The sequence below is a fragment of the Cellvibrio sp. genome (genome assembly GCF_046347455.1).
In the GTDB taxonomy this organism is placed as follows: domain Bacteria; phylum Pseudomonadota; class Gammaproteobacteria; order Pseudomonadales; family Cellvibrionaceae; genus Cellvibrio.
This window is the reverse complement of record NZ_JAXMGC010000002.1, coordinates 53,737-74,289: the sequence shown is the minus strand read 5'-3', so window position 1 is coordinate 74,289 and position 20,553 is coordinate 53,737. Positions and strand designations below refer to the sequence as shown.

Annotated in this window: 14 protein-coding genes; 10 read left to right on the top strand and 4 right to left on the bottom strand. The window is 47.3% G+C overall.

The window, feature by feature from the left end; all coding sequences use genetic code 11:
- Positions 1–56: 56 nt before the first annotated feature.
- Positions 57–1,421, top strand: a complete 1,365-nt coding sequence (locus U1F02_RS04285) for a serine/threonine-protein kinase (RefSeq protein ID WP_409989126.1) — start codon at positions 57–59, stop codon at positions 1,419–1,421.
- Here the strand turns inward: U1F02_RS04285 and U1F02_RS04280 are convergent.
- From U1F02_RS04280 to U1F02_RS04270, 3 genes are read right to left on the bottom strand one after another with little or no spacing between them, the layout of a single operon-like run.
- Positions 1,418–4,843 carry an Ig-like domain-containing protein gene (locus U1F02_RS04280; RefSeq protein ID WP_409989552.1) on the bottom strand — a complete coding sequence of 1,142 codons (3,426 nt, stop codon included), beginning with the start codon at positions 4,841–4,843 and terminating at the stop codon, positions 1,418–1,420. The two genes, U1F02_RS04285 and U1F02_RS04280, sit on opposite strands and share 4 nt — an antisense overlap.
- A 38-nt stretch (positions 4,844–4,881) precedes the next feature.
- Positions 4,882–6,381: an autotransporter outer membrane beta-barrel domain-containing protein gene (locus tag U1F02_RS04275; protein ID WP_409989125.1), complete on the bottom strand. Its 1,500-nt coding sequence runs from the start codon at positions 6,379–6,381 to the stop codon at positions 4,882–4,884.
- A 56-nt stretch (positions 6,382–6,437) separates the two neighbouring features.
- Positions 6,438–8,060 carry a caspase family protein gene (locus tag U1F02_RS04270; protein ID WP_409989124.1) on the bottom strand — a complete coding sequence of 541 codons (1,623 nt, stop codon included), beginning with the start codon at positions 8,058–8,060 and terminating at the stop codon, positions 6,438–6,440.
- A 102-nt stretch (positions 8,061–8,162) separates the two neighbouring features.
- On the opposite strand from U1F02_RS04270, the gene U1F02_RS04265 reads away from it, so the two are divergent.
- From U1F02_RS04265 to U1F02_RS04250, 4 genes are all read left to right on the top strand, one after another.
- The gene (locus U1F02_RS04265) at positions 8,163–9,038 is read left to right on the top strand and encodes an alpha/beta hydrolase family protein (protein ID WP_409989123.1); all 876 of its coding nucleotides are present in this window, start codon (positions 8,163–8,165) and stop codon (positions 9,036–9,038) included.
- A gap of 144 nt (positions 9,039–9,182) precedes the next feature.
- Positions 9,183–10,079 (top strand): alpha/beta fold hydrolase, encoded by an 897-nt coding sequence (locus U1F02_RS04260; RefSeq protein WP_409989122.1) that lies wholly within the window; start codon positions 9,183–9,185, stop codon positions 10,077–10,079.
- A 93-nt stretch (positions 10,080–10,172) separates the two neighbouring features.
- Positions 10,173–11,219 (top strand): sensor histidine kinase, encoded by a 1,047-nt coding sequence (locus U1F02_RS04255; protein WP_409989121.1) that lies wholly within the window; start codon positions 10,173–10,175, stop codon positions 11,217–11,219.
- Entirely contained in the window at positions 11,216–11,935 is a 720-nt protein-coding gene (locus U1F02_RS04250; protein WP_409989120.1) for a LytR/AlgR family response regulator transcription factor, read from the top strand. The genes U1F02_RS04255 and U1F02_RS04250 overlap by 4 nt, the downstream gene beginning before the upstream one ends.
- 3 nt (positions 11,936–11,938) lie before the next feature.
- Here U1F02_RS04250 and U1F02_RS04245 read toward each other — a convergent pair whose 3' ends face one another.
- A complete protein-coding gene (locus U1F02_RS04245) occupies positions 11,939–12,673 on the bottom strand; it encodes an SIMPL domain-containing protein (RefSeq protein WP_409989119.1) in 735 nt (244 codons plus the stop codon).
- 150 nt (positions 12,674–12,823) lie between these two features.
- On the opposite strand from U1F02_RS04245, the gene queG reads away from it, so the two are divergent.
- The 5 genes from queG (at position 12,824) to U1F02_RS04220 (ending at position 20,385) form a co-directional block, all read left to right on the top strand.
- Complete coding sequence (gene queG, locus U1F02_RS04240) at positions 12,824–13,951, top strand: tRNA epoxyqueuosine(34) reductase QueG (RefSeq protein ID WP_409989118.1); 1,128 nt, start codon at positions 12,824–12,826, stop codon at positions 13,949–13,951.
- A gap of 282 nt (positions 13,952–14,233) precedes the next feature.
- A complete protein-coding gene (gene gnd / locus U1F02_RS04235; RefSeq protein WP_409989117.1) occupies positions 14,234–15,688 on the top strand; it encodes a decarboxylating NADP(+)-dependent phosphogluconate dehydrogenase in 1,455 nt (484 codons plus the stop codon).
- Between the two features lie 218 nt (positions 15,689–15,906).
- Complete coding sequence (locus tag U1F02_RS04230) at positions 15,907–17,502, top strand: aldehyde dehydrogenase (NADP(+)) (protein ID WP_409989116.1); 1,596 nt, start codon at positions 15,907–15,909, stop codon at positions 17,500–17,502.
- Between the two features lie 91 nt (positions 17,503–17,593).
- Positions 17,594–19,315 (top strand): IlvD/Edd family dehydratase, encoded by a 1,722-nt coding sequence (locus U1F02_RS04225; RefSeq protein WP_409989115.1) that lies wholly within the window; start codon positions 17,594–17,596, stop codon positions 19,313–19,315.
- A gap of 233 nt (positions 19,316–19,548) precedes the next feature.
- Positions 19,549–20,385, top strand: a complete 837-nt coding sequence (locus tag U1F02_RS04220; protein WP_409989114.1) for a fumarylacetoacetate hydrolase family protein — start codon at positions 19,549–19,551, stop codon at positions 20,383–20,385.
- The last annotated feature ends 168 nt before the right edge of the window (positions 20,386–20,553 follow it).

Here is a 20,553-nt window from a genome sequence, read left to right as displayed (position 1 = left end):
AATGGGCAACCAGGTGATTACACTGACTCGATAACAGCAAAGGACCATCAATAATAATGAGCACTGATCCGACTATCGTAAACGGCGCAGCATCTGATCTTACCGCCATTAACCCTAATTCCCCCAATATTGAAAATCTCACGCTGGACATACTACCCGCGCATCACCCAACCTCTGATTTAACAAGCACCTCAGCAAAACACAAAGATCCACAACCAGGCGACACCATAAAATCGCGCTTTGTGCTCGATGAACTCTTGGGCAAAGGCGGCATGGGTTCTGTTTATCGCGCATTAGATTTACGCAAAAAGGAAGCGGGCGATAACAAACCTTATGTTGCGATTAAATTATTGGGTGATGAATTTAAACACCACCCGCATGCGCTAGTTACCTTGCAGCGAGAGGCTCGCAAAACCCAAGAGCTTGCACACCCGAATATTGTGACCGTGTATGATTTTGATCGCGACGGTGATTTGATTTATCTCACCATGGAGGAATTGCGCGGCCAATCCTTGGACGAATTGATTGAAAACTCGCGCGACACTTTATCGCTCAAACAAAAATTAGATGTACTTCAGCAAATTGCACAAGGCTTGGCCTATGCACATTCAAAAGGAATCGTCCACTCAGATTTAAAACCCGCAAATGTTTTTATTACAGAAAAAAACACCGTAAAGTTATTGGACTTTGGTATTGCTCGTGCAGCTAATCAGGAGATGTATGAAGACAACTTTGATGCAGGGCGACTTGGTGCAGTAACCTTTGCATATGGCAGCTTGGAAATGCTGAACTTTGAGCCGCCGCACCCCAGTGATGATATTTATGCACTTGGGATTATTGCGTGTGAACTATTAGGTAACAAACACCCCTATCAACGCATTAATGCACAGCAAGTTTTGCACGACGCGATAACACCCGAACTGCCGCCACTTAAGAATCCTTTTCTACGTAAGTTGTTGATAAAATCCATCGCAATAAAACGCGAAGATCGTATTCAAACTGCAAACGAATTTTTAAAACAACTGAAATTTGCGCGACGGGGAATTAAAACCTTGGCAAGCGCGGCCGCAGTTATTTTAATCGCCTTAGCGGCAAACTTCAGTTACTGGCATTACTTTGGCAAACACGAAGTCGCCTTTAATGATTTGCCCGTGAGTGCACAAAAATCCTTTAATCAATTTTTGCAAGAAGCGGAGCTAGCCTTAAATTTTAATGACTTACAAGGTGCTGTAGTGAATATTGACCAAGCGTTTAAAATTCATCAAACCGAAAATCGGTTGCTAAAACTACGGGATCGCGTTGTCGCCATTCTTAAACACAATATCAACAACGCTGATTCAGAAGCCTCACGCCATTTTTACGAGCAACAGCTAGCTCAACTCAAATCCTATCCCGCATTTGCCAGAATCGAGGCGCGCTAATTATTAAGCGCGCCTTCTTCGAACCAGGTCAAAATGGTTTGACCAAAAGCATTTAATTGATCAGCCGAGGACGGAGGCACACCTTCCAAATCGGTGTTACACAACCGATTACCACCCGAATGATTTGGATCACCACATGCATAAGCCATAAACGGCGACCCTAAACCTCCAGCCTTAGAGGAGAGCACCGAATAGACTCGCCAATTAGGGCCAAACGCGTTGGTGTTTACTCTGTGGCACGATGGGCACGATGTGGTAATACCACTACTGATTGTTGCGAAACTCGCTTTAGCATTCAGCGTAACCTGTACTGTGCCCTCGCTCACTCTTCCGGTTAAGGAGTTGTCGCGAATACGGTAAGAGAAAGAATCATTACCGACAAGACCGAAGGGTGGTGTATAGGAAATAACTCCATTGCTCACGCTGAGCGTACCGCCCTTCGCTGAAGTTTTATCAACCGAATCCAACTTGAAAGCCAAACCCGGGGCCGCAGAGTCATTTGCGGTTGGGTCTGGGCAATTAACACTATTCATTTGAATTGGGAATTGACTAGTGTTTACGGAAGTACGTGCCGACAAAACGCAAACATCTGGCCCACCAATCGTAGGCGCAGCCAATGAATTGATAACAATATTTACGGTTTTAAATTCAGATTGTTCACCAAACGAATCCTTGATTGCAACAGAGAACTCACCGTCTCCCGCAGCCTTGGCTTCAGTCGACTGAAAGGTAATATTTCCATTTACCGTATCAACATTTTTTACCACGCCGTGTTTGACCCTATCACCAATAATAATTTGCGGTGTTTTGCCTTTTTGGATATCACCGAATATTGATCGACAAGCTTTATCATCAACCGGCGCATTGGGGCACAAGGACAAAAACAAATTCATGCTAACCTCACCACCTTCAATAACAGATTGCGACGGAAGATCCGAAAGACTGGGCTTGTAGTTAGCAACTGATATTTGCCTGTTAGTCACAGGTGATTCTCCGTCGCTATTCGATACCAGCAAACCGACTTTGTGACTCTCACCCGGTGCAGCGGGTTTAAAGGTGTATTTTCTACCGGCACTAACTGAGCGATCATCCAACATCCATTTATAATTATCTGCAAATAAACTCATACCTCCGTCAAAGGTGACCGTTTCATCAAAATCAAGCTTCAATTCCGACGGTGTGTCAGCCGTTTGGGCAGGGAGGATAATTGCAATAGGAGCACCGGGAATTAATGTAACGGGTACATCATTCGCCGGATTAGCATCTGAATTTAAATGGTCGCGCAACAGTTTTGCGGCAGAATCACCGCCATTAAAACTTAACCAAAACCGATCCATTGTTAAACGAGACATTGGCATGAGGCCACGTTCATAAACATAATTTTTTAACGATGGATGATTAACAAATTCAGCGTAATTATCGAAATCAAATTTCACATTAGCGGTGAATAAATGGCACATACGACAGTTGCGCTCGTACACGTTAGTGTAAAGCGATTCTTGCGAGCTATTCCCCCTCCACCCCAAAGGAATATAACTTCCGTCAAATTTACCGGACGGTAAGGTTTTTAGCGTTTGTTGTAAAAGCGCGATTTTTTCCACAGGTAGGTTGCGTGTGTCGCCCCCAAAATCCAAGGATTCCATTGCAGCACGCTCGCTGGCGCTACCGTACCACCCGTGAAGTTGCTTGATCGCTTGCGTGTGACTTAGGAGGCGATTGGAATTTTCCGTTAATGTATGCAACACCATTTGGTTTTGCAGTTTAAACAGAGGTTCCTGATTTTCGCGACTGTATTTGCTTTGCTCCGCCGTGGGCACGCCGTTCGACTTCGCTAAAGCTGCGTAGGCTGGGTCTATTAATTTTGTATTGCTCGCTTGGGTATATAAAAACGCATCCAAATCCCATGGCATAAAGCCCGCGTCTAAATCTGCATTTTCGGCAGGAATTACTCCCATCGAATTAAATTCTTTTGTGTGGTTATTTCCTGAGTGACAGGCTGTGCATACGCCCGGAAGATATTTTTCACCACGACCATCAAAATTCATTGACTCTGCGCGAATATATCCACCATTTTTTTGATCGGGAACATAAGCGTAAAATTTAACGATTTTTTTATCCGAAGGAACTGCCGCGGCATCACCGCACGCGCCAGTAGGCGCAGGGCTATACTCCATGACAACTATCGCAAATTCATTGCGGTTACTTAAAGTATTGTCCAGCGTCGTGTAATTAGTTACGTAGGAATAAACATTTCCGTTTGCATCCTGGCGCATGTGCATATCGCGCCCAAAGCCGAGATCATAATTGTTGATATATTTGGTGTTTACATCGCCATCATCTTTTCCGGTAAAACCTGCGCTTGCTAGCCAACCTGCAAACGTTTTGGCTTTTTCGGCTGGATCGATGCATTTGTAATAGTTGGTTGCACTTAGTTTTGACTCGAGCGCTAGCGCTTGTCGTATATTTTCCACATCAACAAAAGTCGGTGCTGCACCGGATTGCACAATCGGCTTACTGAATTTCGCGGGGAATTCAACGAGCTTTTGCTTATTGGTATTTGCACCAAAAACCTCATCACCTTCCATGTCCGTCAAGTAAACATTCAATGGCGAACCATTGGATTGCTGCAATTGAAAGCTCAGCGAAACCTGAGCATCCTGAAGGTTTTCGAACTCCAGGCGAGCCAAACGTAGCGCGCCTTTGAATTGCTTGTTGATCTCATCGAGATTTAATTCCGGAATAGGAATAGTAAAAGATAGGTTATTGCTGCTATTAATGGCTTCAACCTTTCCGGCTGGCACCGTCCCACTCAAACGCTTTTCCATAATCGTGGCTTCATGGGCGTTACCGTCGCGCCCCATCCACTTTGCAATACCGTTTACGATTAGAGTGACAGGAATATCACTAGTAATTAGGTCATCTTTCTGGGTTGTAATAAATGCTTGCAACTTATTTTCAACACCCGGCAAGGTAAGAAAATGGTTGGAGTCTTTTATTGCTTGCACTAGCGTTTCAATATCATTGGTAGCTTTCACTCCATCGGCATCAGTTATTGTTAGCCGGAATTTAAGCTTTACGCCATCCGTGTTACCCATAGGAATTGAGGGGGCGGTAAATGCTGCTGAGTTGGTTGAACGCTCATACAGCTCCACTTTAAATCCCGACTCATCTATCTGCTGCCACTGATACTGCAATATAGGATCATCGAACCCCTTGCTATTGACACCAGTGAGCACCACTTCCGAGCCGGCACGCACATTCACAACACCCGCATTTACGCTCGCACCAAGAACTTCTGCCACCGCTACCGGTGCTGCATCCACCGGTAAATCAGCTTTACCACCGGCACCTCCACCACACGCTACCAATAAAAAAAAGCATGCACTTAACACACAACTGACTTGAATCTTTTGACTGACCATCACAACATCAAACCTTTAATCTTTTTCTGAAGCCCAAGTTAAAATTCGTAACGCAAACCAAGCTCAACCATACTGATCTCATAGTTCGCTAGATTTTTTATTTGCTTATATTGCGCAAAGGCTTGTAGCCCTCCCGCCACATCGCCACCCACTGCTTTTTGGTGCCCACCCATTAGCACCGCAGATACACCGAGAGTATTTATGTTGTAGGCATCATCTGTTATGTCAGTGGGAATTGAAAAAGCGTTGGTTTCACTCGGAGCATAGAGATATCGAGCCGCAATTGCGTGTGGATCGTCTTGGCGTTGCTTGACGAGTTCGTAATTTGCATAAGGCGTTATAACGGCAAAACTCGGCGTGAAGGTGTACCTTAAACTCGCACCTACTGTTGCTGTTGCGGAATGTATATTTTGTGCGTCAACCACTAAATCAAACGCCGCTTTATTTGCATCTCGCTCGACAAAGCTATCAATTTTTACCTGCGTTGCGTTGATGTTCACAAACGGCTCTAGGCTTATTTTTTTGTAGGAAAGGTTATAACCTGCCGATAAAAACGCAGAAAGATTTTTTGCTGTTGTGGATGCAAGTGTCTGGGTATTGGGACTTGGGATGTCGGGATTTAACGACGGGTATCGAATTGCGCGCAAGCTGTCAAAACTTAACTCCTGATAGCCTACAGACCCACTCGCGTAAAAATGTTCACGCTGATACATCACAAACGGAAAAATGCTAAATCCGGTTGCATCAACATGGCCGGACACAATACTTTTTGAGCTATCAAAATCCACACGTTGGTCAATGTAACTGACTAAGCTACCTGCAACCCAACGCGGGTTAAAACGATAATCAAAGCCGCCATTGAATTGGTTACCCCTAAAGCTAAAAGCATCTTCTAAACTCGTTGGTGCTTTATTGCCTTTAGCGCCAGAGTAATTAATAAATCCACCCCAAGGGCTATATTCCTCGCGCTCATCACCCGCGCCACCACCTTGAATCACCTCATCATTCTGCACGATGGAGGAGCCATCATTGTAAAGACCCATAGCGTTTAAATGAAAACCTTGCGCACCAAAACGCAACGCCGTTAAACGAGAACCCAAATTAGAAATTTGCCCACGCAAATAATCACCCGCAAGAGATCCTTGCGCCGAATATTCCTCCGCCGCATCCCAACGCAACGCAAACCCCAAGCCGCGCTTATCCAAGCCTAAACTAAATTGAGTTGGGCCATCGTTTGTTAATTCGTTGGCCGTATGCACAATGGCACGCACGTTTTTAAATAATTGATAGGTTTGCCCAGTACAGCTCGCTGTCGGTGTTGTGTTACCGCTTGCGCTCACGATTGCGGGGGCGCGCATTGCATCAAAACAGCCCGCATTGGCAATTAGATCTTGGTAGGTTTGCAACGCCGCTCGCGCACTTCGATTCTCCAATTCATTGGAAAACGTATTAATGAGCTGCGCCATTCCGGCGTGCGATGTGGATGGTAAAAATAGCCCGCTCGTCGCGAGACACAAGAATCCCGTTATCTTTTTCATAGCAATCTTTTAATTTCACATTTGTCTGTTAAGGTCGTTAATGTTGAGTCGATGTCTTATTTGTGAACAAAAAAGAAATCACCAACCTCATGGCCTGTGCCTTTAATGGCTTTAAACTCCGGAAGTTGTACGAAGTTAACGCTCTTGGCACGCTCAGTAACTTGATCTTTTATTTTCAAAAAGAGTTCTGGGCCACTGACAACACCTTTGGCAGATTCCAATGCATCAAGGAACGCGCGCGCGAACACTGAGTGTCCGTTGCCTGCGTTATCGAGCACGGGCAGATCGCCGCCAGACGATAAAAGTAAGCGTGATTTTTTGGGAAGTTTGTAACGGATGTAATCTTCGGAAAATGTTTGCTTGTCGCCCATAAACAAATAGCCGGGTTCAGATGACAGCAGACCCGCATAACAAGAATCCGCCACAACCAGAACACGTTTTGCTTTTAAACGGGCTAAATGGCGGTTCACAAATTCGTTCGAAACCCAGAATGTATCATCTGGCGGTGGCGTGGCATTACTCGGCAGCCAGTAACCTGTTTCAATTCCGCCGGCCTGTACGCGACTACCGTGACCCGCATAGAAAATTAATAAATTATCGGCATCACCTAAACGTGCATCCATGTCGTTAATCGCACGCATCACAGTGCTGTTATTTCCATCCAGCACCATAGTGACTTCAAAGCCGTAATCATTTTCCAGAATTTGCTTCGCACGCTTGGCATCGGCATGAGGTGTTTTCAGGCTATCGATGTGTTGATACTCCTGATTCGCAATAATAAGCGCGTAATATTTCCCAAACTGCAAGTTGCCTTTTTTAATGTCTGGCGCTGTTGTTTTGCTAGCTGTGACGGCGGCGGGATTGATTTGCGGCTCACGAATCTGAGCAAGCGTGTTTAGCTCTTTAATGACCCCTGCTCGCTCAGCATCTATACCGGTGATCCATTTTTTGAGTTGCGCAACTTCCGCCTGGCGCTTCGCTTCTTCTTCCGCTTTTTTTGAATTTACCGCTAAGGCTTGTAATTGTTTATTCAGCAAACTGATTTGCGCGCTTTTTTCATCGAGCACTTTTTGCAGTTGTTCGCGCGTTTCAGCCTGCGCGCGATTCGCGGCCGATTGATAAATCAAATCATCTTGCGGCATACCCCAGGCTTTACGGTACCAGTTGAGTGCTTGCATTTTATCTTTGGTCACCCCCAAGCCTTGTTCGTAAAGCGTACCCAAATTGAACTGTGCTCGTGCGTTACCTTGCTCCGCAGCTTTTTGGTACCAAATCAAGGCCGCCTGATAATTAGGTTCACCACCTAAGCCACGCTCAAAAATTTCGCCGACATTGGTCTGGGCTTCAGCATCGCCTTGCTCGGCGGTTGGAAGCCACACTTGCAGTGCCGTTTTGTAGTTGGCGCGGTCGTAAGCAACATACTCGCCACCGCGAATGCGACAATCCGCTGCGGTCGTCATAATCGGACGCCGTGGTGTAAGGTATGCCCCTCCCCCCAACTGCCGTACTTGGCCGGGTAGAAGGCAATCCACCACATACAGATCGGCAAGAGCTGGTGTGGATGATGTTGAAGGTGTTTTTGACACTTGGGATGAACTGCATGCTGAAAGCAACAACCCCAAACCAATAGCTGTGAAAGATCCCGCTAAAAGCGTTCTTCCTTTAAGAACCGATTCCATTTAATTACCTTTGCTAACGTTTATTATTGATTTTTTTGGCGCGCATTATTTCGCCTGATCAAATGTTAAACAAAAACCTTATTTTATGACAGCGCTATCATTATGACCTGGTTCAAATTTTTGGATAAAAGCTGCAACCCTTTTTTAGGGAAAAGCTGGTTATTTTTATCTGTAAAAAAATATCGGCTTTTAATGATTGTTCAGACGCTTTTGATCAGCGCCTGCCAAAGCACACAGCTGCGCCAACCTGTGAGCTTGCCAGCCGAAGCCACCGTAACTACCGCCAACTTTAACCACGCGATGGTCAGCAAAGCGGGCATAACAACGCGGCTGCATGTTTACGTTGAGGGCGATGGGATCCCCTTTGAAAGCAGGTTCGTGATTGCCCAAGATCCCACGCCCGTGCGCCCGTTAATGCTGCAACTCATGGGGCTGGATAAGACCCAAAGCCTTTATCTAGGACGTCCCTGCTACTTCAATCGCTCGCTGCCCCAACTTGCCGATGATCGCTGCAATCCCCGTATTTGGACGAGCGCTCGCTATTCCGATGAAGTAGTCGAAAGCATGACCAAGGCGTTGCGCAATCATTTGGTGTCGCACCCCGCAAGGGGCATCACCCTGATCGGGCACAGTGGCGGCGGAACCTTGGCAATGTTGATGGCGGCACGCATGCCGGAGGTCGATCAGGTCGTGACTATTGCAGGCAATCTCGATACCGATGCATGGACAAGGCTGCACCGCTACACACCGCTCAAAGAATCCCTTAACCCTGTAAACCTTTCAATCGACCAATTGCCGCGCCATCAGCTGCATATTGGGGGAGACAAAGATACGAATATCCCACCTGCGCTGGCGCAACCAGTGTTGAGTCGCCTGGGCTTGGCAATGGTGATAATCCCAAACGCAGACCATAACTGCTGCTGGATCAATCATTGGCCGCAGTTACTCCACCAAATGGATGCGCAAATAGAGCAATAGCCGCAAAAACATTCCGCCACTCGCCACAGGTTTCCGCCATTCGCCGCCGGTAGCGACCGTTCTCACGAATTATCAAGTCCATCGCAAAGCACACCCTTATTCTACAACCTCACTTAACAGGCCTGCGGGCGCGAGGAGAAGATCATGTTTTGCAAAAAAAATGGTGGGTATATAGCAATTTTTATTGGTGTATTAATATCGTTTTGGGTTTCCTATAAATCTCATGCAGAAACCTTTGAAGCTTTGGATGTAAAAGTCGAAGGAAAGGGAGCGGCCGTTCTTTTCATTCCTGGTTTAAACAGCAACTCAAGCGTTTTTACCGATACTTGTAACGCCGTTAAAGCAAACAACGAATGTCATTTATTAACCCTGCCCGGTTTTGCGGGAGCAGCTCCTTTAGCCGCTGATGACACAGATTTCCTGGCAAACATGCGCGACCGCATTGAGCACTACCTGCAAGCAAAACATTTAAAAAATGTAACCTTGGTTGGCCACAGTTTGGGCGGTACTCTTAGCTTGATGATTGCGCAACACGCACCGGATAAAGTACGCAGTCTCGTTATTATTGACGCACTGCCCTACTATGCTGCCATTCAAAATCCAGCAGCCACTCCAGAAATAATGAAGCCACAAGCAACGCAAATGCGCGCCATGATGTTGAGTCAACCCATGGATGACTACTTGAAATACGGCACGCAAAATTTAAACGGTATGAGCAACAACCCAGAGCGCGTTAAGTTGTTAAGCGAATGGTTTAAAACCAGCGATCGCGCCACCACCGCAGCAGCCATGTACAGTATGATGGTCACAGATTTGCGCCAATCGATTGCAACCATTAAAGCACCGACGCTGGTGTTAGGATCTTGGGCAGCCTATAAAAATTTCGGCGCAACCAAAGAATCCACCAAAGCGATATTTGCCAATCAATATGCGGCGCTCAAACAAACTGACATTCAAATGTCGGAAACGGGCTACCATTTCCTGATGTGGGATGATGCGGATTGGGTAAATAAACAAATTGCTGCTGCGCTTAAAAAATAAAAAACGAAGCACAAGGATGTGCAGCGCGCAGCTCTTTAGAACGCGCTTTAGATAAACTTACACTAAGTTAACAAATCCACGAATAACGAGATTATGGAAAAATCATCTGCTTACTACCTTCGCGCCCAGTTCCTATTCTGGGGAGCTTATTTTATTTTGAATTTGCTCTTCATGCGTTTATGGGGCGCGCATTTAACACTGTTTTTGGTGGGGATGTTTTTTTGGCTCTCGCTCGTGCTGGGTTTTACAAGCCACGGATTTCGCTATCTCTACAAAACCTATGCCACGCATTGGTCGTTATTAAAAACCAGCTTGCATCTTATATGGCTCATACCTATCACCGCTTTATGTGCACAAGCAATTATCAGCGGGTTTATTTTTTTGATCGGTGATTTATTCCCAAGCATTACATCAGGTGCGCAACCTGTAAGCGCAGGCGGACTACTCGGCTACACAATTAACTACTGCATTTTGTTCAGCTTATGGTGCACAATTTATTTGCTCCGCGCCGAATTTAACAAGCGCCGTAATTCAGAAATTGCTTATTGGCAACTGCAGGCTCAACTTAAAGAAAATGAATTGCAGTTTTTACGCAGCCAAATCAATTCACATTTTTTGTTTAACGCCATTAACAACTTACGGAGCTTGATTAACGAAGATCCGAAAGCTGCGCGCGACGGCTTGGCAAATCTCTCTGTGTTATTGCGGGGGCTCTTACAAAGCGATAATCAGCAGCTTGTATGTATGCGCGATGAGATGGAATGGGTAAAAGGCTACCTTTCACTTGAGTCACTTCAGTTTGAGAACCGCCTTACAACTTCTATACATATTGATGATGACCTTCTCACAGCTAAAATACCGCCACTTGTTTTGCAGACATTGGTTGAAAACGCGATCAAACACGGCATAGCGGCTCGTCGTTCCGGTGGCCATTTAGAGATTAACATTCAAAAAATAAGCGCGACTCACTGGCAAATAAAAGTCACTAATCCTTTACCAGAATTTCAGCCAACCCACCAAGGCAACAAAATTGGTTTGCGCAATGTACGCGAACGCTTGCAGCTGGCCTACGGCGATAAAGCCAGCATGAATTTGGACATTGCCCAGCAAGTTACCGCAACTGTGGAGATACCTTTGTGAATTTATTAATTGTGGATGACTCGCGTTTGGCACGAAAGGAGCTGGTTGAACTCTTAAGTGAAATACCCGACACACACGTCATTGCTGAAGCCATTGATGTAAGCTCCGCCGTTGCCGCTATAAACTCACACAAACCTGACTTGGTACTATTGGATATTCATTTACCCGATGGCGACGGCTTCGACGTTCTTGAAAACTGCGACTTCACACCACAGGTGATTTTCACCACTGCTTACGAGCAACACGCGTTGCGCGCATTTGAAGTCAACGCGCTGGACTACTTATTAAAACCCGTTACGCGTGAACGATTGGAGGCGGCTATTCAACGCTGCCAAAGCAAAAAGCAAACACCACAACCAGAGCAAACAGAACCCGTCTTTAAAACACGTAATGATCAGATTTTTGTGCGCGACGGAGAGCATTGCCATTTTATTCGTTTGAGTGATTTACGTTTGATTAATGTTGAGGGAAATTACGTGCGGCTATTTTTTCTCAATAAGAAGGCGATGTTGGCACGCTCAGTCAGTTACGTGGAAGAACGACTTGACCCTAAACTATTTTTTCGCGCAAATCGTCAGCAAATTATTAATATGGATTACGTCGCCTCGATTGAACCTTGGCTCAATGAAGGATTACTCATCAAGTTAACGGACGGAACAGAAGTGGAAGTCTCGCGCCGACAAGCGCGAGACTTAAAGCAGCGACTTGAAGTCTAAGAATTATTTCAAAAGATAAACCACATAAACTTGCGCTTTAGCTTTCATAACGCCCGGTTCAAAGGGCTCGCCAGATTCCATTTTTGACAGCCGCACTTGGGGAGATGCATCGGCCGCAGAATCCCCAACAATGGCGCGACTGACGCGCAAGCTGTAAGTCTCTTCCGCGCGCGTATTAAATTCAGAGATCGAAAAAGGTTCACCCAAAGTTTTGCCTTGAGAGGCAGCCAAACGTTCTGCGCGCGCCTTTGCATCAGCCATTGCACTTATCAACACTTTATCTTCCAAAGTCTTTTCGTCGGCTAACGATAATTTGGTCGTAATCGTTTGCGTAATTTTGGCATCTACAAAGGCTTTCATCACCTGTGCGTATTTACTGAGATCTTTCAGTTTTATGTCCACCTGACGTGAAACGCGATTGCCACTGAACACACGCTGCTGATCTCTATAATCGTATTCGGGAAAAATGGATAAAGCGGTAGTGGCAATGGCATCGGGTTTGATGCCTAATTTTTTGCAGGTATTGATAAGCAAGGTGGAACGCGCATCAACATCCGCTTTAGCAGTGGCAAGATCTAAATCGCTCTTCTCAATTAACAGGCTAAACGTCATTAAATCTGGAGTCACTTCAACTTCAGCTGAGCCCTCTACATAAACATGTGGCTTATCCGGTAATGGCGATGCCGCCGCTAATTGACTTAACACACATACGCCCACAAGTGCGATTAACTTTTTCATCCCATTACTCTCCATCATTAATTAACTACTTTTACTTAAACACTGTAACTTAATAAGAAGACAGCGTTTGTAACTAAATGTTTCCCTCGCGCTCACTAAGCTCCAAGCATTTCTGGCAAAATAGGCGCTGGTTAATTATTGAATTTCACCATGCATACTCCCATCAACCTAAACCAACTCGCCACCGACATCAAAGTGTGGGGCCGTGAATTGGGTTTCCAGCAAGTTGGTATTGCCGATATTGATTTATCGCAGGCGGAAGTTCGCTTGAAAGAATGGCTGGCAAAAGGTTATCAAGGCTCGATGGAATGGATGGCCGCACATGGCAATAAACGCTCTCGGCCGAATGAGTTATTACCCGGCACAGTTCGCGTCATTTCCGTTCGAATGGATTATTTACCGGGAGACACCAATCAAATCGCCACTCTCAAAGATCCAACCAAAGCTTACGTATCGCGTTACACCTTGGGGCGCGATTATCACAAATTAATTCGCAAACGCTTGAGCATTCTCGCCAAACAAATTGATGATGCATTACCCGAGGATTATGAATTCAAAGGCCAAAACCGCGCCTTTGTCGATAGCGCGCCGGTCATGGAGCGCCCACTTGCAGAGAAAGCGGGCTTGGGCTGGCAAGGTAAACATACACTCATCATTAATAGCAGCGCTGGCAGCTGGTTTTTTCTCGGCGAAATTTTTACTTTCGTCCCCTTGCCGATAGATACCCCCAACCAACCCAATCAATGCGGCGAGTGTTCAGCTTGCTTAAAAGTCTGCCCAACCGATGCGTTTATCGAACCCTACAAATTAGATGCGCGCCGCTGCATTTCCTACCTCACCATTGAAAACAAAGGGGCAATTCCCGAGGAGTTCCGCGAACCTATAGGCAACCGCATTTTTGGTTGCGATGATTGCCAAGCCATTTGCCCCTGGAATAAATACGCGCAATTCACCGGCGAAACCGATTTTTTACCACGCCACGGCTTGGCCGATAGCGACCTAGTCACGCTCTTTAATTGGACGGAGCAGGAATACTTGGACAATACCGAAGGCTCAGCAATCCGCCGCATTGGCTACGAGGGCTGGCTGCGCAATATTGCGGTGGGATTGGGGAATGCCCCGCATGACGAAAACATCATTGCTGCGCTGAACTCAAAGCGCGAAAGCTGTTCTGATTTGGTCAGAGAACACATCGACTGGGCGCTGGCCCAGCAAGCCAAAATTAATCATCGCCGAAAACGAAAAATTCAAAATCCCGCAAGGCTGCCATCAACCTAAACAACTAAATGTCGTTTAGACCATATATAAATTGCGAAAAACAATCGCCCGCATAGCCATAAGTCACAGAATTGTTACTAGGAATTTACCCTCTAAACGTGAATAATAGCGCCCCCACAAGAGCATCGCGCCGCACAAGAGAGTTTCAAGGTAGCGAGGCCGCATACAAAAGGGTGTTTAAAACCTTGCCAAAACACAAAGATTGACGCGCAAGAATTAAGCTTCGGTCGCACCCAAGTTAAACCCTGACGTATCAACCACAGACGATAGGCTACAAATTTTATGAAACCTCTTTCCGATATAGGCTTGGTTGGCCTCGCCGTAATGGGCGAAAACCTCATCCTGAATATGGCCAGCAAAGGCTACACCGTTACCGCGTACAACCGTTCCGTTGACAAGGTTGACAATTTCTTGGCTGGCCGCGCTGCTGGCAAGACAATTCGCGGCGCGCACTCCATTGATGAGCTGGTTGCCTCACTCTCTAAACCACGCAAAATTATGCTGATGGTTAAAGCAGGCAAGCCGGTTGATGACTTTATTGAGCAATTGATTCCGCACTTGGAAGCTGGCGATATCATCATCGACGGCGGCAACACACACTTCCCAGACACTGACCGTCGCACCGCTTATTTGGCGAGCAAAGGTCTGCGTTTCATCGGCACAGGCGTTTCCGGCGGTGAAGAAGGCGCCTTGACTGGCCCATCCATCATGCCCGGCGGTTCACCGGAAGCATGGCCTTATGTGAAAGATATTTTCCAAAGCATCGCCGCTAAAGTTGACGACGGCAGCCCATGCTGTGATTGGGTTGGCGAGAACGGCGCTGGCCACTTTGTCAAAATGGTTCACAACGGTATTGAATACGGCGATATGCAGCTGATTTGCGAAGCCTACCAATTGTTGAAAGAAGTAGTTGGTTTGAGCGCAGATGAAATGCACGAAGTCTTCGCCGATTGGAACAAGGGCGAACTCGATTCTTACCTGATCGAGATTACCCGCGACATCCTTGCCTATAAAGATGAAGACGGCTCTCCGCTGGTAGAAAAAATCCTCGACACCGCTGGCCAAAAAGGCACAGGTAAGTGGACAGGTGTAATCGCCTTGGATTTGGGCGTACCGCTTACCCTGATCTCTGAAGCAGTATTCGCCCGTTGCTTGTCTTCGCAAAAAGCCGAGCGCGTTGAAGCCGCTAAAGTATTGAAAGGCCCAGCAGTGAATTTCACCGGCGACAAGCAAGCCTTTATCAATGATTTGCGCAATGCTGTGTTCGCATCAAAAATCATTTCTTACGCGCAAGGTTATTTGTTGATGCGTGAAGCCGCGAAAGAATACGGCTGGAACCTCAACTACGGCGGTATCGCATTGATGTGGCGCGGTGGTTGTATCATTCGCTCATCATTCTTGGGCAACATTAAAGAAGCGTTCGACAAGAATCCTGACCTCAAAAACCTCTTGCTGGATGACTACTTTGCGAAAACTGTCGATGCAGCTCAAGCTGGCTGGCGTCGTGTTTCTGCAGCGGCCATTGTGAACGGGATTCCCGCCCCAACCATCACCTCTGCATTGACCTATTTCGACGGTTACCGCACTGCCCGCTTGCCAGCTAACCTGCTGCAAGCCCAGCGCGACTACTTCGGTGCGCACACCTACGAGCGCACTGACAAGCCACGCGGTGAGTTCTTCCACACTAACTGGACAGGTCGCGGCGGCAATACCTCGTCATCGACCTACAACGTTTAAGCGTTTAAATGCACGTCAAAAGCCCGGTCTGTTTGCGCAGATCGGGCTTTTTTATTGCCTGAAGATTGCCTAAAGAGGAACGATTGCTGGAAAATTCATCAAATGCCAGGTTAATTTCGGTGGTCAGATGTCCTTTGGACGCGACAAAAGACTTCCCATAGATTCCCCACAGGCATATACTTTTATGTCTTATGATTGCGCTATCTTTTGGAGATGAGATGAGTATTTCCGGCAAACTGTATTTTGATGGAGCCTGGCATCAAGGCATGGGCGGTACCTACCAAGCCGTTAACCCTGCCACCGCCCAACTCCTTGAACCTGTCATGACCAAAGCCACCAAAGCGCAAGTTGAATTAGCGGTAGCCGCCGCTCAACGCGACTCACTGGCCTTCGCCAAAACCTCTGCTGCCCAACGCGCAAACTTCCTGCGCGAATGCGCCACTCAGATTGAAGCCTTGGGCGATGAGCTGGTTGACCGCATTAGCGCAGAAACCGGCTATCCCAAGGCCCGCGGCGAGGGCGAGCGCGCCCGCACCTGCGGCCAACTGCGTATGTTCGCGACCTCGCTCGATAATGGCGAGTTTGTTGATGCTCGTATCGACACAGCACAACCCGATCGCAAACCGGTTCCCAAACCCGATATTCGCTTTATGCAACAAGCCATTGGCCCGGTTGCGGTATTCAGCGTCAGCAATTTTCCTTTAGCCTATTCAACCGCCGGTGGTGATAGCGCAGCTGCACTTGCGGCAGGTTGCCCAGTATTAGCCAAGGGTCACAACTCGCATCCTGGCACCGGCGAACTCGTTGCTAGCGCAATCATTAAAGCCATCGAAATCTGCAAAATGCCTAAGGGAATTTTTGCTTATTTGATGGGTGATGATGCGGAGGTTGGTGCAACATTGGTAAAAGCGCCTGCCGTTAAAGCAGTTGGCTTCACTGGCTCTATCGCTGGCGGCACCGCCTTGATGAAAATGGCTAACGCTCGACCAGAACCTATCCCTGTCTTTGCCGAAATGGGTAGCATCAACCCTGTTGTTCTCCTGCCCGAAGCCTTAAAAACCCAAGCGGCTACCATTGCGAAAGGTTTTGTAGCATCGCTCACACTGGGCACCGGCCAATTCTGCGTAAACCCGGGCTTGGTAATCGCTGTTGATGGTCCGGAATTGCAGGAATTCATTACCGCCGTACAAGCCGAGCTGGGCGCTGTGGGCGCTGGCGTTATGCTGAACGAACGTATTTGCCACTCATATTCCAACGGCGTAAACCACTTTAAACAAGTTCCCGGCGTGGACGTTCTGGCTCAAGGTCAAGCGGTTTCTGACGCTGCAGGCTTCAGAGCACAAGCTTATCTGTTGGGCACCAGCGGCCAAAACTTTGTGGCCCAGCCGGATATCCATGAAGAAGTCTTTGGCCCAGCATCCATGCTCGTAAAATGCAAAAGCATCGACGAAATTCCACAGGCCTTATCTGTGCTGGGCGGTCAATTGACTGGCACCGTTCACGGCACTGAAAGCGAACTCGGGCAACACGTCGAAATTATTGATGCATTGACCGCAAAAGCAGGCCGCTTGGTTATCAATGGATTCCCAACCGGCGTAGAGGTTTGTCCTTCGATGGTTCACGGCGGTCCTTTCCCCGCATCGTCTGACATGCGCTTTACCGCAGTGGGTACGGCAGCAATCCAACGCTTCCAGCGCCCCGTGTGCTACCAGAACTTCCCCGATGCGCTTCTGCCCGACGCGCTCAAAAACAGTAACCCGCTTAAACTCAACCGTTTAGTTAACGGCGCGCCATCTGACGCGGCACTGACCTAATAAGCTGAGCAACGCGATATGATGAGCCGCCTTACCAACAAGCGGCTCTAAAATAACAAGCAAATCGATTCAACCAACGTCGGATTTCAACATGAAAAAACCAGTAAAGCTGCGCAGCCAGGAGTGGTTCGGTGGCAAAGATAAAATGGGGTTTGTGCATCGCTCATGGTTGCGCAACCAAGGCTACCCCAACGATTATTTCGAAGGAAAGCCCGTTATCGGTATTTGTAACACCTGGTCTGAACTGACCCCTTGTAATGGCCACTTCCGCGACGTTGCCGAAATTGTAAAACGCGGTGTGTTGGAAGCGGGCGGCGTTCCCTTTGAGTTTCCCGTGATGTCGCTCGGCGAAACCATCATGAAGCCAACATCCATGTTGTTCCGCAACCTAGCGAGTATGGATGTGGAAGAAAGCATTCGCGCTAACCCCTTAGACGGCATTGTGCTGCTCACCGGCTGCGATAAGACCACCCCATCGCTCATCATGGGTGCTTGTTCGGTAGACCTGCCCACACTCGTTGTACCCGGCGGCCCAATGCTCAACGGTAAATTCCGCGGTGGGGAAATTGGTTCTGGTTCGTTCAACTGGCAAATCAAAGCCAAACAAGATACTGGTGAATTTTCTGATGCCGATTTACAGGAAGCGGAAATTGGCGCAGCACGCAGTGCCGGTCACTGCAACACCATGGGCACCGCTTCTACCATGGCCACCATGGCCGAAGTGTTGGGCTTAACCTTGGCTGGCGCCTCTTCGATTCCTGCGGTAGACGCACGCAAAAAAGTTATGGCGCAATTATCTGGCCGTCGCATCGTGGAAATGGTGCGCGAAGATATGAAGCTGTCCCAAATTTTAACCCGCGAAGCCTTCGAAAACGCGATTAAGGTAAACGCAGCGGTTGGTGGTTCCACTAACTTTATTATCCATCTTCAAGCAATTGCAGGCCGTATTGGCGTGCAATTGGAGCTGGACGATTTCGATAAATTAGGCAGCCAAATTCCTCTACTGCTTAACCTCATGCCTTCCGGAAAATATTTGATGGAAGATTATTACTACGCAGGCGGTTTAGGCGTAGTGATTAAAGAGCTCGGCGATTTGTTGCATCAAAATATTATGACCATCAACGGCAAAACCTTTGCAGAAAGTTACGCAAAAGCCGTTTGCTACAACCCCGAAGTGATTCGTACTCGCGCAAATCCGTTGAACCCAGCTGCAGGCATTGCGGTTCTGAAAGGTAACTTGTGTGAAAACGGCGCAGTGATCAAACCATCAGCGGCAACACCTGCGTTGATGAAGCATCGCGGCCGCGCAGTTGTGTTCTCCAGCATGGAAGACTACCACGCGCGTATTGATTTGCCGGATCTGGATATCGATAAAGACAGCGTAATTGTTTTACAAGGCGTTGGCCCTAAAGGCTACCCAGGCATGCCAGAAGTTGGCAACGTTGATCTGCCGAAAAAATTAGTGCTGCAAGGCGTAAAAGACATGGTGCGTATTTCAGATGGTCGCATGAGCGGTACCGCATACGGCACAGTGATTTTGCACGTTTCTCCTGAATCTTCAGTAGGCGGAACACTCGCATTCGTTCAAGACGGTGACGAAATTGAATTGGATGTTGAACGCCGTTTACTGCATTTACATGTGAGTGACGAAGAGCTCGCAAAACGCCGCGCCGCATGGCAAGCACCCGAACCTTTGGCCGACCGCGGTTACGTGAAGCTTTATATAGACCACGTTGAGCAAGCGCATTTGGGTGCAGATATGGATGTGCTTGTTGGTAAATCTGGATCGGTTGTAGAGCGCGATTTGCACTAAATAAAACTAACCCCCTCCTAACCTCCCCCTTGGAAAGGGGGAGGGATTGGAAGCCACTCCGAACAATAATGAGGAGCTGGGTAGCCGCTCTTAATTTAGGAGCAATGAATTGGAAGTTGCTCCATTCAATTAGAGACATTTGCATTGATGCGATGCTCCAGTTCTCCCCCTTTCCAAGGGAGAGCTAGAGTGGGTTAAAAACAAACAACAATTTAAAATTGCAGGTGAGAGACATGAGAATTTATAAATTAACCAACAGCATCCTCATTGAAAACGACAACCAATTTTTCAAAGCGGACGGCAGCAATTGGGATAGCTTTATCAACGACGATGAGCTGCACGCAAAAGCATTACGCACTATTGCTAGCTTGACACCTATTTCTAACGCACAAGATTTATTGACCACTCAATTAGATGCCCCCATGTCTGGCCAAGAATTATGGGCGAGCGGTGTAACCTATTTCCGCAGCAAACAAGGCCGCCAGGAAGAAAGCAAAAGCGCAGGCGGTGCTGATTTTTACGGTCGCGTTTACGAAGCAGAACGCCCCGAATTATTTTTTAAAGCAACTCGCAACCGCACCGTTGGTAGCGGCGGTTTAGTTCGCATCCGCAAAGACTCGACTTGGGATGTACCAGAACCTGAATTAGTGTTGGTCATGAGCAGCAGCGGCAAAATTATCGGCTACAGCATTGGCAATGATATGAGCTCGCGCAGTATTGAGGGCGAAAACCCACTCTATTTGCCACAAGCAAAAACCTACGACGGTTGCGCCGCTGTTGGCCCATGCATTTTGGTGGCCGAACAACCTTTGCCAAAAGACACCAAAATCGAATTGCAAATTAATCGCGGCGGGAAAAACGTTTTTGCGGGCGATATTGAAATCAATCAAATCAAACGCGGCTTTGAAGAGTTGGCGGGCTTCCTGTTCCGTGAATGCTCATTCCCGAATGGTGCGCTCTTAATGACTGGCACAGGCATAGTTCCAGACAGCAGCTTTACACTGCAATCTGGTGATGAAATTGTTATTCACGTAGCGGCTATTGGAACTTTAACCAATAAGGTCGCCTAAGAGATAAGTAAGCATCAAGATTATTATCCTCACAGGCCTGTGAGGATAATAATGTTTCACGCGCGCGACACATAAATTTCACATTCTTAAGCAAGTATTATTCAACCTGAACTTCTAGCCGTCTCACAAAAATAATAGTTCTGCTTGTCCATAATAAATCTAGCGAGG

What these genes read in the sequence shown, in the direction of transcription:
- U1F02_RS04285 (WP_409989126.1), top strand. Translation starts at nt 57, where the DNA reads ATGAGCACTGATCCGACTATCGTAAACGGCGCAGCATCTGATCTTACC.
- U1F02_RS04280 (WP_409989552.1), bottom strand. Translation starts at nt 4,843, where the DNA reads ATGGTCAGTCAAAAGATTCAAGTCAGTTGTGTGTTAAGTGCATGCTTT.
- U1F02_RS04275 (WP_409989125.1), bottom strand. Translation starts at nt 6,381, where the DNA reads ATGAAAAAGATAACGGGATTCTTGTGTCTCGCGACGAGCGGGCTATTT.
- U1F02_RS04270 (WP_409989124.1), bottom strand. Translation starts at nt 8,060, where the DNA reads ATGGAATCGGTTCTTAAAGGAAGAACGCTTTTAGCGGGATCTTTCACA.
- U1F02_RS04265 (WP_409989123.1), top strand. Translation starts at nt 8,163, where the DNA reads ATGACCTGGTTCAAATTTTTGGATAAAAGCTGCAACCCTTTTTTAGGG.
- U1F02_RS04260 (WP_409989122.1), top strand. Translation starts at nt 9,183, where the DNA reads ATGTTTTGCAAAAAAAATGGTGGGTATATAGCAATTTTTATTGGTGTA.
- U1F02_RS04255 (WP_409989121.1), top strand. Translation starts at nt 10,173, where the DNA reads ATGGAAAAATCATCTGCTTACTACCTTCGCGCCCAGTTCCTATTCTGG.
- U1F02_RS04245 (WP_409989119.1), bottom strand. Translation starts at nt 12,673, where the DNA reads ATGAAAAAGTTAATCGCACTTGTGGGCGTATGTGTGTTAAGTCAATTA.
- queG (WP_409989118.1), top strand. Translation starts at nt 12,824, where the DNA reads ATGCATACTCCCATCAACCTAAACCAACTCGCCACCGACATCAAAGTG.
- gnd (WP_409989117.1), top strand. Translation starts at nt 14,234, where the DNA reads ATGAAACCTCTTTCCGATATAGGCTTGGTTGGCCTCGCCGTAATGGGC.
- U1F02_RS04230 (WP_409989116.1), top strand. Translation starts at nt 15,907, where the DNA reads ATGAGTATTTCCGGCAAACTGTATTTTGATGGAGCCTGGCATCAAGGC.
- U1F02_RS04225 (WP_409989115.1), top strand. Translation starts at nt 17,594, where the DNA reads ATGAAAAAACCAGTAAAGCTGCGCAGCCAGGAGTGGTTCGGTGGCAAA.
- U1F02_RS04220 (WP_409989114.1), top strand. Translation starts at nt 19,549, where the DNA reads ATGAGAATTTATAAATTAACCAACAGCATCCTCATTGAAAACGACAAC.